Below are 14,645 nucleotides of genomic sequence, written 5' to 3' on the forward strand. Positions count from 1 at the left end.
TTGAATTCAATGAACCTATCTAGTAAAGTCTGGCAGGATCCTGCTTATTTTATTGCCTTTGGTTTTGGAGCCGGATTGGCCCCTGTTGCACCTGGCACTTGGGGAACGCTTGCCGCCTTTCCCATTTACTTACTGATGTCCTCACTCTCCCTGCCTCTCTATTTGTTAATAACTCTGCTGTTTTTTATTCTTGGCGTGTATGTGAGCGATCGAGTATCCGCTGATCTTGGCGAACATGATTATTCCGGGATTGTCTGGGATGAGGTCGTCGGGTTTCTATTAACAATGGCCTTAGTGCCTCCCAAACTGACGTGGATGATTATCGGATTTTTACTATTTCGGCTTTTCGATATCTGGAAGCCCTGGCCTATTACGATTGCTGATGAAAAAATTAAAGGCGGATTTGGAATTATGTTTGACGATGTGCTTGCAGCTGTTCCTGCCTGGATAATTTTACAATTATTAATCTGGAGTTTCTCCTGATGAATGAGAGCCATAAAGAACTAATTAATATTGCCCTGACTGTCGGTATCGTATTACTCGCACTTTTCATTGTTCATCGATTTATTCCTTCCATGATCTGGGCAGCGATTATTGCAATTGCGACCTACCCGCTGTACAAGCGCTGGAAGCAGTTTTTTGGCAGGCACCGTAATTGGGCCGCATTGTTATTTACAGCGATTCTGGCTTTGATTTTTCTACTGCCTCTTAGCTGGCTGGTCACCTTACTGGTAAAGGAACTGCAGGTTTTTATTAATTATTTGCAATTAATTAATAAAGAGGGCGGAGATGCGCCAGGAATTATTCAGCAAATTCCAGTGCTTGGTAAAGATTTAACAAACTACTGGCAAAATAATATTGGCCAGCCTGGTAATCTCAGAAATTTTCTATCGAACCTGCATATTTCACTGACCCCGGCGAGTTATTACATTAAGCAAGTAGGGGTTAATCTGGCCCACCGTGGTTTTCAACTTGGGTTTACCATTCTAACCTTATTCTTCTTCTATCGTGATGGAGATAAATTATTTCAGGAAATTAATCGGGTAGGAGAGATTTGCCTTGGGAAACGCTGGTTTCGCTATGCAGACCGTCTGCCATCGGCCCTTCGCGGCACCGTAAACGGTACCATTCTGGTTGGACTTGGAGTGGGTATCTTAATGGGTTTGTGTTATGTCATTGTCGGCGTACCTGCGCCTACTCTGGTTGGTTTTATCACTGCTTTTGCTGCAATGATCCCATTTATTGTGCCCATCGTCTTTACCTTCGTCGCATTAATATTGATTTCAAGCGGCAGCCTGGCGGCAGCCATTGTGGTAGTAGTATGGGGCACGGTGGTGATGTTTATTGCCGATCATTTTATCAAGCCTGTGCTGATTGGCGGAGCAATCGAGCTTCCTTTTTTAGCCGTGCTTTTTGGCATATTGGGTGGAGTTGAAACTTTAGGATTGCTTGGTTTGTTTGTAGGCCCGATTGTGATGGTATTATTCGTGACCTTATGGCAAGAGCAGCAGGGGATACCCTTACAAACATCCTAGCAGTAAAAAACAAGATAAATTTGTATTGATTTTGTACAAAAAGTATGGCATTCTATACCTCTAGTCGCTGACTTGCAATGGGAATTAACCATAGAGTAAGCTGCGCCAAGAGTTGCCATACTATTGAAGTAAAGGGGTGATTATGAATAAAAACTGGCCGACCAGAGATAAAGACATGTACACAGCACAAGTGATCATGGAAGAATATGCCAACAAAAATAAAAGCGAGGCGCTCGGATTGTTTGAACTGGTGGTCGATAAAGAAGAAAAACGAATGAATTTTCGTATTTCTGGCTGGGTGCGAACACTGGCCGAGTATTTCAAATCAGTCTATGGCGCAAATCAGGGTGACTTCGTCACTCGACAAGTGATTAGCCACTGCCTTACGAAGGGCGAAACAATTCACTAAACCATTGTGAATGACTTAAGGCAATCCCATTTCCAGGCTTCGGGATTGCCGCCTCCATAAGTGATTAAATATCGAACAATTCTGATGAACTTCTACTATAATTAAACAATCTTCGTTGTTTTATGAGAAGTGCCATGAGAAAACGTACTAAACATCCCAAGCATCAGCCAAAGAAAAAACAATATCTCAATGATAGTCACTTAGAGGAGCTCTCTGGCGGAGGAATGTCTTCTATCAGAGATAGAATCGATGTGATCAATGATCTCAAGGGTCAAGCTATCGATGCAGCGCGAGCAGCACGTGCCAATACAGGAGCAATCGCTGGGACTGCAGCTGATAGCAAAAAAGCCGCTGAAGTGAGTAGCGCTGCAGTCCGGCAGAAATTGGTCCGCCGCAATCCTTAATGGGACTAAAATTTAATAGCCTGTAAAATTGCTTTGGATATTTTTGTAATGAACTCTGTTTTTATTCAAGACATGAATAAATGAAGCATAGGCGGAACGCTCAGACTTGGCAGAATGAGGCTTTGCCCTAACCATGACTGCTTTCATCTTCCAGATTCGAATGGACCATCGATAAGATATTGAAACAATTCCACAAAAGTGGTCTATGATTTAATCAAAATAATGAATGGATGCAGTTATGCTTACCCCCAATGGATTACACGCGAATAAAATTGACAGAGTCATGCTGTTGGCTCTTTGGGCCAATACACTGGCAGAGGAAGAGCAGAAGAGTAGAGTTATTTTCGCAGGCGTAGGCAAACCGACATATCCTATTAATGTGCAGACTATTCGTTCTTTTCTGGGATATTGGCAAAAGCTTGAAAATCTGGCCGAAAATGAACGCTTTGATATCGATAACACTGACGGCGAGCATGCGATTGATTATGGAGATCCCCGTGGGGACAAAGGACCTCGTGAATTAATGGCGCAGACTATGTCTGCCTGGTATGAAGCCGACATCAGCCCGGATAATGTCCTGTTTACAGTGGGAGGTATTGGCGCTTTGCGTATTATGTTTGAAACATTGAATACGCATTATGAAGAATATCCAGGCTATCGCATTATTACGCCTTTTCCGCATTATTCAGCGTATGCCAGCAACGAGCTGCATCGTTTGCATCCCATCCATGTGATGAAAGAAAAAGGCTATCATATTAACGCTCAGGCTTTGGAAGACTCTATTCAAGAGGCGCTTTTCCTGGCAGAAGATGATCATGGCTGGCCCAAAGCCGTATTATTCTGTAATCCGTCGAACCCACTGGGAACAATGATTCCCGAGGAAGAGCTTGCCAAAATTGCAGAGGTACTTCGCCGTTATCCTGACTTATTTATTATTTTTGATGAAGCTTATACAGAAATGAGCTTTGTTAAAATTCCTTCCTTTTTAAAAATCGCTCCGGACTTGAAAAAACGCATTATGATCATGCGCTCAGCAACAAAAGCCTTATCCGCGGCGGGCGAACGTATGGCGGTGATTCTGGTATTTGACGAATTCGTAATGAATGAAATGTTGAATAAAAATATTAACTATTTCTTGCACGCGCCTCGCTCTGCTCAATTGGCATATGCTGAAACCATGGCTCATTTTGATGAAAAGGAAAGAGAGGATCTGGTTTTGTTTTACAAAAAGAAAGTGGACTATGTTTTAATGCGATTAAAAGAAATGGGCGCTGAGATGCCCGATCCTGATTATCAGGTCGAGGCAACTTTTTATGCCCTGGGTGATTTTTCTGATTTATTCGGTTTAGACCTTCCAGCACAGTCGGCTCGTGCACTGCAAAGAACAGGAAAAGTCAACAGCGGTGAGGAACTTGCCTATTATTTGTTGTTTGAAGACAAAATAATGATAGCTCCTTTGTCCTATTATGGGCTGGAAAAAGACTGTCCATTTATGCGAATCACTTGCAGCGCGAGTGAAAGGGATTTAAAGGAATTAATGGACCGACTCGAGCAGCGCCTGTTCTCTGCAAGAAAAAGGAAATATCAGAGTCTTTTAGAGAATATTGATAGCAATCTGGAAGCTGTTAGACATATAGAGCTTCATTTGTATGAAACCATCCGAAGTAAAATTAATGTGTTGTCAAATGAAGCTGAAACTTGTTTATCCTTGAAAGCAAAGAATCAATCCCTGAATAAGATTCAGTCCATTATCAATAATCTATTGGATATAGAGTCTTGAAGCAAGGCAGGATTTGGAGCTCGCGACAGGTAGTGTACAAACTGTCTTTGCGAGCGTCTGCGAAGCAATCCATTTCCTAACTTTGTTCAAGTTCGATCTGGATTGCTTCACTTCGTTCGCAAAGACGACAGGTTACTCAAGGGACCTAGTATGGTCCTGGGAAAATAAGCCAGATCTCAGGATTTCCAATAATCAAATAGCCCGCCCTTTGTTCCAAAGACCGGATCGCAGGCCGGCAGGCCTGTTCCTGCGATGTTTTCATCGACCCTTGGATGTTCTTCCAAAAGTCCGTAGCAAACATCGTAATCCCGCTCGAAAGGATAGGAGCCTATGCATTTAAAATCGTCCGAACTGCCTGTATTTTTATGAGCCACCCCTGCAGGAATTATAACGACATCGCCACGGCTCACTTCATAAATAATCCCATTATCGCCGCCAAATTGCACTTGACAATTCCCGGTATAAATTACCAGGGTCTCATGAGTATTGCTATGATAATGCTGGTAATCATAAACAACATCCAGCCAGGAGTTGATCCATTGATTTCCTTTTAGAAATTGCTGAACATCCTCGACGGATCGTCCGTCCAAATCAAATACGTTCTTATAAATCAATAACGGGTAAATTGAATTATTCGGAAAATACCTGTCCGGCCCAATCAGCCGGTGCAATATTTTTGTTGAGCTTAAAGGAGTTAAATGACTCATTATTCCCCCGGTTCAAGTTATTAAGGCTTAAAATCGCCGAAATACCTGTCATAATCTTGCTTAAAAATATCACTGGCATGATATTGGCTGATCGCGTTGTTTAACTGTTGCAGTAATTCAAGATTATCTTTATTCACTGCAATGCCATACCCAAAACCATAAGTCTCTTTTTCCCCTAGTACAGCCAGTACACCGGAAGAATGATTGGCCCAGTAAATGGCAGTGGCATTATCCAGCAAGGCCAGATCAATATCTCCATTCTGTAGAGCAACTAAAATGTTGTCCTCCGTATCATAGAGCTCTATTTGCGGATTTTTGATACCCAGGGTTTGGATGAGTTGCGGAAACAAAGTGCCTTCCTCAACGCCAATTTTTTTATTAGAGAGAAGGTCGAGACTAAAGGGTTGCTGGCTTAAAGCTTGTTTTCCCATGAATCGAAACTGACTTAACATGTAAGGAGCGGTAAAATTAACGCGTGTCGCGCGGTCAGGCGTTATGGTAATGGCACCGAGCGCCACTTCACTCGTCTTATTTTCAACTTCACCCAAGAGGGAGTGGAAGTGGACTGGTTTGTACTGGCAGGTCCTGTTCATAATTTTACAAAGATGCTCCATCATTTCCACATCAAACCCGTGAAATACATTATTTCCTGCCCGCATCACAAAGGGAGGAGAAAAGTTATCCACCGCGATGAGCAGAGGCTCTCCCTGTGCAAAGCCAGCAGTTGAAAATGAGAGCAGGCCTAATAAAAAATAGCGGATAAGTTTCATGGTCCTACCAATTTATAGTTATTTAATTAATATATAGTACCTTTTTATTGTTAATAAACCATTGCTTATGATAAATGTTATTCAGGAACTTTATAAATGACTGATATAGAGGTGTTTATTGACTCACGATCCCAGCTTTTGGATAAGCATTTTAGCCATGCCGCCCCGCATTTGCGAAAGGGGGTACAAAAGGTTTTGCTAAGCAGCGATTATGCACTGCGTCATATTGAGATTTTTTCAAGATTAGTAACAGAAGATGATTGCCTGGCTCCGGTTTTTGCCAAAGAGTACCGGGAGCGATTCCAGACTATACCGAATTCCCCCTTTCCTTCCTTTGCCAAAGAAATCCGACAATATCGGCATTACAGTTTCCTGAGATTACTCTTGAGAGAGGCATCGGGCCTGGCTGACACCGCAGAAACAATGCGCTCCTGGTCTGATTTTGCCGATGAAGCCATCCGCAGCGCATTGAGCTATTGTGAGCAGGATGTCAGCCAAAGACATGGTATTCCCCTCGAAGAAAGCGGTGACCCAGCCCGACTGTATGTATTGGCAATGGGAAAACTGGGTGGAAGAGAGTTAAATTATTCTTCGGATATCGATCTCATTCTCGCGTATTCCAAAGATGGATGGACCGATGGTGAGGAATCCATCAGCAATCAACAGTTCTATATTAAAGTAGTCCAGCGTTTTATACAGTTATTGCAGCAGATCACTGCTGAAGGCTTCGTATTTCGTGTCGACCTGCGATTAAGACCGAATGGAGACAGCGGTGCTTTAGTGATTAATCTGGCCACTGTAGAGAATTATTATCAGGAGCAGGGGAGAGATTGGGAGCGGTACGCAATGGTCAAGGCAAGGCCGCTGGATCTGACAGTTTCTCCCGATCACTGGTTCTATCAACTGATTACACCTTTTGTCTATCGCCGTTATGTTGATTTCAGCGTCATCGAATCACTTCGCAGTATGAAGTCCATGATTATTAGAGAAGTTCAGCTTAATCCCCGCCTGAATGATATTAAACGCGGATCAGGGGGAATTCGGGAAATTGAGTTTATTGTTCAGAATATACAATTAATCAGGGGCGGTCGATTACCTCAATTACAAAAAACCAGTTTATTGGAAGCCCTGGCTACTATAAAGCAAGAAAAACTGCTGACACGCGCCCAGGTTTTACAAGAAGCCTATTTATTTTATCGGAAACTTGAGAATGCCTTACAGTCACTTAATGATCAGCAAACCCATGTATTACCCGAAGATGAACTTCGACAATTCCAGATTAGTCAGGCAATGAATTATACTGACTGGCAGTCAGTTTATTTTAAGCTGAAACAATATCAGCGAATAGTCAGCAATTTATTCAGTTCAATGCTTGCTTATAAAAAAAGCAGTGGCCAACTTGAGGATAATTCGAGACTTTTGGAACATCAATTGGCCAGTGTATGGCAGGGACACATCGAGTCGGAAATGGCAACTAACTTACTCGCCAGCATCAATTACCAGCATGCAAAGCGTTGTTATCAGCTGATACATTCATTCAGACATTCTCCTCGTTGTCTTCGTCTTAGCCAGGCAGCACGCATGATACTGGACCGATTTATGCCGCTATTATTGAAGGAACTGGCACAGGTCAAAAATACAGAAGCTGTTTTACTTCAGGTCATGCAGCTTTTGGAGAACGTAGTCGGGCGAAGCGCTTATCTTGCCTTACTGACTGAGAATCCGCAGACATTGAACGAATTATTATACTGGTTTTCCCGCAGTCCCTTTATCTCGCAGTTGCTGGTAGCACATCCTTTCCTGCTTGAAACCTTACTTGAGCCTATGCCCAATTGGACCCCTCCTTCTCGCCTGCAATTGAAGCAGCAGCTTGAAAAGAAAATGGCTCACTGCAAAGACCAGGAGGACGAAGAGGAATATTTAAGACAATTTAAACTAAGCCATTGGCTATTGGCTGCAAGAGCCGAACTTCATGGCCAATTAAATGCAATACGCGCCGGACGTTTCCTTGCTGATTTAGCGGAAGCTATTGTGGTTCGGGTTGTTGAGATCGCTTCCAGGCAGCTGGCTTTAAGATATCCTGTTATGGATGCCGTATTTCAAGGATTTGCGGTTCTGGCTTATGGTAAACTGGGAAGCCGTGAAATGAATTATAATTCAGATTTGGATTTAGTATTCATTTACACATCAGATGCTGAACATAGTTCCTTGATTACTCGCCTGACGCAAAAGATTTTACACATGCTAACCACTCGTTTTCAATCTGGTATTTTATACCAGGTCGATACACGTTTACGCCCATCAGGGTCATCGGGTTTATTGGTGAGCAGTTTGTCCTCTTTCGTAACCTACCAGCAAACGGAAGCCTGGACCTGGGAACACCAGGCTCTGATTCGATCACGCGTATTATTGGGGGGGCCGCGTGTGAGAGCCGCTTTCTCGAAACTGAAAGCATCAATATACGCTGAGCAGAGCAATGTCCGGGATGTGCTGGACGAAGTATTGTCAATGCGGGAGAAAATGCTGAAGTTTCAACTGGGACATTCTATTAAAGAGCGGCCGGGGGGATTGGTCGATTTGGAGTTTCTGGTTCAATGCCTGATTTTGATTCATGCCAGAAAAAATTACAGCCGTTATACGCATACCTTAAGTCTTTTACGGCAATTGGCAAAAGACGATATCCTGAGTAAGGAACAATTTAACTGCTTGAAAGAAGCCTATCAAAAATACCATCAGGTTTTACATCTGGGGCTTTTGGAAGATTATGAACCGTCCTGTGAAAAGGAATTGCAGCAGGTGTTTGCGATTAGTGAGGCAATCTATAAGCAGATAAAAACCAGTTAGAAACTCCCTCTCTCTAACTCTCTCCCTGAGAGAGAGAGGACTTAAGGTAAGTTTTATGTAAAAAAAATCCCCTCCCCCAAGTTGGGAGAGGGCTAGGGTGAGGGTTGAATTTACAGAGGCTCTTTTTGGCCATTCTGTATTTTACTGGAATCATCTTCCACCAGTTTTTTTCCAAAATGCTGTCTGACCAATACAAAGAATATTGGAACAAAGAATATTGCCAGGAAAGTAGCAGTAAACATACCGCCGACTACGCCAATTCCCACCGCGTTCTGAGCACCAGAACCGGCACCAGTGCTTAATGCCAGCGGTAATACCCCAAAAATAAAGGCAAGAGAGGTCATCAGAATAGGGCGTAAACGCATTCTTGTGGCTTCGAGCGTTGCCTCAATGAGCGGCTTATGCTCTTTTTCTATTAGATCCTTGGCAAATTCAACGATAAGGATGGCATTTTTCGCTGAAAGCCCCATAGTCGTCAGTAATCCGACCTTGAAATAAATGTCGTTATACATATTGAATAGTTTCGCCGCAATTAATGCGCCGATAATCCCCAGCGGAACCACCAGCATGACTGAAAAGGGAACTGACCAGCTTTCATATAGAGCTGCAAGAGAAAGGAATACCACTAAAAGAGATATCGCATAAAGAGCCGGTGCCTGATTACCAGAGAGTCTTTCCTGATACGACATTCCTGTCCAGTCAAAACCAATGCCGGCGGGTAATTCTGAGGTTAATTTTTCCATTAAAGCCATGGCCGTACCGGTACTCTGACCTTCTGCCGCTTCACCCAAGATTTCCATTGAAGGTAAGCCATTGTATCGCTCAAGACGCGGCGAACCCTTCTCCCATTTGGCACTGGTGAATGCGGAAAAAGGTACCATTTGCCCATTGCCGCTGCGCACATACCATTCATTGATATCCTGTGGCAGCATCCGAAAACGGGGTGCCCCTTGAACGTATACTTTTTTAACACGTCCTCTATCAATAAAATCATTGACATACACACTGCCCAAGGCGGCGGAAATAGTCTGATTGATATCGGTAATAGATACTCCAAGCGCTTCTGCCTTCTCCTGATCAACGATTAATTTATATTGCGGTGTATCCTCCAGCCCATTCGGTCTTACTCTGACCAGCACATTGGAATGCTCTCCCACCATTTCCATCAGTTTATTGCGTGCTTCTGTGAGTTTCTCATGGCCTAGGCCGCCGCGATCAATTAACTCAAAATCAAATCCGGTGGCAGTACCCAGTTCAATAATGGCCGGTAAATTAAAAGGGAATACCATTCCATCATTAATTATTTTGGCAAATTCCCCGCCAGCCCGATTAATAATTTCCTGCACACTGTTTTCTTTTCCGCTTCGCTCTGACCAGTCTTTCAAAGTGAGGAAGGTGATCCCGTTATTTTGTCCTTTACCGTTGAAACCGAATCCGACCACGGAGAACACGGAAATGACATTGTGCTTCTCTTTGGTTGCGAAATACTCATAGATCTGCTCGGCTACTTTTTGCGTACGTTCCTGAGTCGCTCCCGCAGGCAGCTGTATCATCGTTAGCAACATACCCTGATCTTCTTCCGGCAGGAAGGAGCCAGGCAGACGCAGAAACAGATAAACCATGGAAATAATGATAATCAGATAAATTAAAAGATAGCGGCCTGTTCTCTTCAATATACTGGCGACTGCATCATGGTACCCATGAGTTGCAGCATGTAGAAAACGGTTAAACCATTTAAAAAGCCATTTGTCATGCCGCTCTTCGCCATAGGGTTTCAAAAGATTGGCGCAAAGGGCAGGTGTCAGGATCAAAGCGATTAGGATTGACAGTACCATTGCAGAGACAATGGTAATGGAAAACTGACGATAAATAGCACCTGTTGAGCCGCCAAAGAAAGCCATCGGGATGAAAACTGCCGATAAGACCATGGCGATACCTACTAAGGCTCCCTGAATCTGCTTCATAGAACGGTGAGTTGCTTCTTTGGGTGGTAAATTCTCTTCAGCCATCACCCGTTCAACGTTTTCTACCACTACAATGGCATCGTCAACCAGCAGACCAATTGCAAGAATCAGACCGAACATAGTCAGGGTATTAATCGACATGCCAAAAAGGGAAAGCACAGCAAAGGTACCCAGTATGACTACCGGGATGGCAATGGTTGGAATCAGCGTAGCTCTGAAGTTCTGTAAAAACAGATACATAACCAGAAACACCAGTACAAATGCCTCAATAAGGGTTTCTACTACCTTGTGGATTGAAATTTTGACGAAGGGGGTAGTGTCATAGGGGTAAACCACCTTTAATCCCGGAGGGAAATAGGGCTCCATCCGTTTCAATTCAGTTTTAATGGCAGCTGCTGTATCGAGTGCATTGGCACCTGTTGTCAGTCTGATTCCGAGCCCTGCTGCAGGCCGGCCGTTATACTGGGCAATCAGGTCATAGTTTTCACCGCCAAGTTCAACTTTTGCGACATCTTTCAGGCGCACCTGAGAACCATCTTTATTCACCTTCAAGAGAATTTTTGAAAATTCTTCCGGGGATTTAAGCCGGGTCTGAGCAATAATCGACGCATTAAGCTGTTGATTGGATGTTGCAGGCAGTCCACCCAACTGGCCTGCTGCGATTTGATTATTTTGGGCACGAATGGCCAAGATCACGTCAATAGGCGTTAACTGATAATTATTTAGCTTATTGGCATCCATCCAGACGCGCATCGCATATTGGGCGCCAAAGAGCTCCACATTACCGACACCATTGATACGGCCAATCGGATCTTTAAGATAAGAGGACAGATAGTCTCCCAGGTCATACTGGTTTAAGTGGTCATTCTCAGAGTAAACGCCCACAACCAAAAGATAACTGCTGCTTGCCTTTTGAACTACAATACCCTGTTGCTGAACCTCGATTGGCAAAAGAGGCATGGCAAGCTGGAGTTTGTTCTGTACCTGTACCTGTGCGATATCCGGATCGGCTTTAGGATCAAAGGTCAGTGTGATTGTCATGCTGCCTGAGGAATCGCTCTGAGAGGACATATAAAGCAGGTTGTCAAGCCCTGTCATGTTTTGCTCAATAACCTGAGTCACTGTATCCTGCACGGTCTGGGCATCAGCTCCTGGATAAATAGTGGTTACTGCAATTGACGGCGGTGCTACTGTTGGATATTGCGAAATGGGCAGTTGAAATAAGGCAATACAGCCAGCCACCATAATCATGATGGCGATTACCCAGGCAAAGATAGGACGATTTATAAAAAAATCTGACATAATCAGCCATCCACCTTGGTCTGCTCAGGCTTTTTCTCATCTGGCTTGAGTATTTTAACTTTTGAACCTGGTTTAACCTTCAGTTGTCCACTGACAATAATTTTATCACCGGCGCTTAGCCCTTTGGTCACCAGCCATTTATCCTTGACAGCCTGCGTGACCGTAATATTGCGTTGTTCAACCTTGTTTTCACTATCAACAATCAGAGCAGTTGCCTTTCCGGTGTTATCGCGGGTGATTCCCTGCTGCGGTACCAGCAGGGCTTTGGGATTAATGCCCATATTCAGCTGTGCGCGAACAAACATCCCCGGCAAAAGCTTGCTATCAGGATTTGGAAAAATTGCTCTTAAAGTAATGGAGCCTGTGGTTTCATCAACCTGAACTTCTGAGAACTCCAGTTTGCCTTTCTGATCGTAGAGGCTGCCGTCATCTAAAAATAACTGAACGGAAATATCTTGTGATTTTCCTTCAGGTTTGCCTTTCTCCAGTTCTTTTTGGAGCTTGAAATAATCATTACTTGATTGGGTAATATCAACAAAAATGGGGTTAAGCTGATGGATAACGGCCATCGCGGTTTGCTGATTGGCTGCCACTAATGCGCCCTCAGTCACACTTGAGCGTCCAATTCGGCCATTAATAGGTGAGAGAACCTTGGTATATTGTAAATTGATCCGGGCTGTTTCTAGCGAGGCCTTGGCGGATTCAACACTGGCTTCTGCCTGTTTGGCATTGGCTACCGCGGTATCATAGTCTTGCTTACTAACAAATTTATTGCCCAGTAAGGGTTTATAGCGCTGTACGGTCAGGTTGGCAATTTCGAGATTGGCTTCTGCTTTGCTGAGCTCGCCCTTGGCGGTATCTACCGCAGCCTGATAAGGGGCGGGATCAATCTGGTATAATGACTGTCCTTCCTTGACATCGCTGCCTTCTGTAAATAGTCGTTTTAAAATAATCCCGTTTACTTGCGGGCGAACTTCAGCAATACGATGAGCGCGTACCCGTCCTGGTAATTCAACCGTGATCGGAAAGGATTGATATTGCAGTTCAACCACGCCAACCTCTGGCTCACCCCAGGATTGCTGGGCAGGCTTTTCTCCGCAAGCCGTTATCAATAGCAGCGGAGACACCAGAAGACAACGTCTCAATAAACTGGATATATAATGATAAGAAGCCCACTTCATTCAAAGTAAACCTGTTAATTATTAATATCCTATGAGTATACGCATGGAATATGGATCAGGTACAGATCTTATTAAGCAGGAGTTGTAAAGACCGCGTATAAATCATAGTCATCGCTGTCAACAATTTCTACATCCAACAGCTGACCGGCTGTGACCTGGCTATCAGGAGGCAGATAAACCAACCCATCAATTTCAGGCGCATCGCTTTTACTGCGGGCAATAATTTGCTCATCATCGACAGAATCTACCAGAACGGTTTGAATACTCCCCACTTTCTCAGCTAATTTATTACGGCTAATTTCAGCCTGCAGCTGCATAAAACGGTGGTAACGTTCCTCTTTGACTTCATCTGGAACCGGATCAGCCAGTTCATTCGCCTTGGCCCCTTCAACTGGAGAGTATTGAAAACAGCCTACTCTGTCGAGCTGGGCTTCCTCGAGAAAGTCGAGTAACTCTTCAAATTCTTCTTCAGTTTCACCGGGAAAACCCACAATAAAAGTCGAACGAATAGTTATTTCGGGGCAAACTTCGCGCCAGGAAGCGATACGTTGCAGCGTGTTTTCACTGCTGGCCGGACGCTTCATAGCTTTTAAAACCCTTGTGCTCGCATGTTGCAGGGGAATATCCAGATAGGGGAGAATTAAGCCGTCTCGCATTAAAGGAATGATCTCATCAACATGAGGATAAGGATAAACATAATGAAGCCGAACCCACATTCCCAACTCCCCGAGCTCCCGGCATAGATCAAGAAAACGGGTATTCACTGTACGGCCTTGCCACTCAACAGGCTGATAACGGGTATCTACGCCGTAAGCGCTGGTATCCTGAGAAATAACCAGCAACTCCTGTACGCCTGCCTCTTTCAGCTTTCTTGCTTCAGTGAGAACCTGGCTTAAAGGATAGCTTTGCAGTTTTCCACGCATGCTGGGAATGATGCAGAAAGTACATTTCTGATTACATCCTTCGGAGATTTTTAAATAGGCGTAATGGCGGGGTGTTAATTTAATTCCCTGAGGGGGCACTAATTGTGTGAAGGGATCAGTGGGTGGGGGGAGATGGCGGTGAACCGCACGAAGTACTTCTTCATAGGCATGAGCACCACTGATATGCAGAACATCCGGGCAAGCTTCCCGAATCACGTCGGCTTTAGCACCAAGGCAACCGGTTACAATAACCCGTCCGTTTTCCGCCATTGCTTCCTTAATAGTATCGAGGGATTCAGTGACCGCTGAATCGATAAAACCACAGGTATTGACGACGACTAAGCCGGCATTCTGATAACTGGAAACAAGCTCATAACCCTGAGCCCGTAATTGGGTTATAATCCTTTCTGAATCAACCAGTGCCTTGGGACAACCCAAACTGACAAAGCCCACGCGATGATTCATTGATAACTCCCCAATGCAAAAGGCGACTATTATAACCTTTTGAAGTAGCGACTGTCCAATTAAAAGACGGACAAGCAGGATAACTGGCAGGGCTTGGGATTTCAGAGATCGTAGGTCGGGCGCTTCGCCCATAGCCGTCAGGCTAAGGAACTAAAATCCCTCCCCCGGGGAGGGAGCTGGCTCCCAATCGGGTTTCTTTTTTACATTTTTTATAGCAAAGCAAGCGAGACTTTCATAAAAGGAATGGATAAACGATTTTAGGCGATAGACAGAGACTAGAGCAGAAGCTAGTTCTGAGACGTTGATGATTAGGAGTTTACAGGCTTTGTAAAAGGAAAATTCTATATTGTTATGGTTTTTT

Annotated in this window: 11 protein-coding genes; 6 read left to right on the forward strand and 5 right to left on the reverse strand. The window is 44.1% G+C overall.

Annotation, left to right across the window (positions count from 1 at the left end):
- The 5 genes from B1207_RS15725 (at window position 1) to B1207_RS15745 (ending at window position 4,128) form a co-directional block, all read left to right on the forward strand.
- A complete protein-coding gene (locus B1207_RS15725; protein WP_112220835.1) occupies window positions 1-483 on the forward strand; it encodes a phosphatidylglycerophosphatase A family protein in 483 nt (160 codons plus the stop codon).
- A complete protein-coding gene (locus tag B1207_RS15730; protein WP_112220836.1) occupies window positions 483-1,535 on the forward strand; it encodes an AI-2E family transporter in 1,053 nt (350 codons plus the stop codon). The genes B1207_RS15725 and B1207_RS15730 overlap by 1 nt, the downstream gene beginning before the upstream one ends.
- A gap of 142 nt (window positions 1,536-1,677) precedes the next feature.
- Window positions 1,678-1,944 carry a hypothetical protein gene (locus B1207_RS15735; protein ID WP_112220837.1) on the forward strand — a complete coding sequence of 89 codons (267 nt, stop codon included), beginning with the start codon at window positions 1,678-1,680 and terminating at the stop codon, window positions 1,942-1,944.
- A gap of 122 nt (window positions 1,945-2,066) precedes the next feature.
- A complete protein-coding gene (locus B1207_RS15740; protein ID WP_172458330.1) occupies window positions 2,067-2,348 on the forward strand; it encodes a hypothetical protein in 282 nt (93 codons plus the stop codon).
- A 226-nt stretch (window positions 2,349-2,574) separates the two neighbouring features.
- Complete coding sequence (locus B1207_RS15745; protein ID WP_253255901.1) at window positions 2,575-4,128, forward strand: pyridoxal phosphate-dependent aminotransferase; 1,554 nt, start codon at window positions 2,575-2,577, stop codon at window positions 4,126-4,128.
- A 176-nt stretch (window positions 4,129-4,304) separates the two neighbouring features.
- On the opposite strand, the gene B1207_RS15750 is transcribed toward B1207_RS15745, so the two are convergent.
- Window positions 4,305-4,835 carry a cupin domain-containing protein gene (locus B1207_RS15750; RefSeq protein ID WP_112220840.1) on the reverse strand — a complete coding sequence of 177 codons (531 nt, stop codon included), beginning with the start codon at window positions 4,833-4,835 and terminating at the stop codon, window positions 4,305-4,307.
- 20 nt (window positions 4,836-4,855) lie between these two features.
- Window positions 4,856-5,605: a transporter substrate-binding domain-containing protein gene (locus B1207_RS15755; protein WP_112220841.1), complete on the reverse strand. Its 750-nt coding sequence runs from the start codon at window positions 5,603-5,605 to the stop codon at window positions 4,856-4,858.
- A gap of 96 nt (window positions 5,606-5,701) precedes the next feature.
- Between B1207_RS15755 and glnE the strand changes: the two genes are divergently transcribed.
- Window positions 5,702-8,449, forward strand: coding sequence for a bifunctional [glutamate--ammonia ligase]-adenylyl-L-tyrosine phosphorylase/[glutamate--ammonia-ligase] adenylyltransferase (gene glnE, locus B1207_RS15760; RefSeq protein ID WP_112220842.1), 2,748 nt, complete (start codon window positions 5,702-5,704; stop codon window positions 8,447-8,449).
- Window positions 8,450-8,559: 110 nt separating this feature from the next.
- Here glnE and B1207_RS15765 read toward each other — a convergent pair whose 3' ends face one another.
- From B1207_RS15765 to rimO, 3 genes are all read right to left on the reverse strand, one after another.
- A complete protein-coding gene (locus tag B1207_RS15765; RefSeq protein ID WP_112220843.1) occupies window positions 8,560-11,715 on the reverse strand; it encodes an efflux RND transporter permease subunit in 3,156 nt (1,051 codons plus the stop codon).
- Window positions 11,716-11,717: 2 nt separating this feature from the next.
- Window positions 11,718-12,896 (reverse strand): efflux RND transporter periplasmic adaptor subunit, encoded by a 1,179-nt coding sequence (locus B1207_RS15770; protein ID WP_112220844.1) that lies wholly within the window; start codon window positions 12,894-12,896, stop codon window positions 11,718-11,720.
- Window positions 12,897-12,967: 71 nt separating this feature from the next.
- Complete coding sequence (rimO, locus tag B1207_RS15775; protein WP_112220845.1) at window positions 12,968-14,284, reverse strand: 30S ribosomal protein S12 methylthiotransferase RimO; 1,317 nt, start codon at window positions 14,282-14,284, stop codon at window positions 12,968-12,970.
- Window positions 14,285-14,645: the final 361 nt, after the last annotated feature.

Source organism: Legionella quinlivanii (genome assembly GCF_003265995.1).
Lineage (GTDB): Bacteria > Pseudomonadota > Gammaproteobacteria > Legionellales > Legionellaceae > Legionella_C > Legionella_C quinlivanii_A.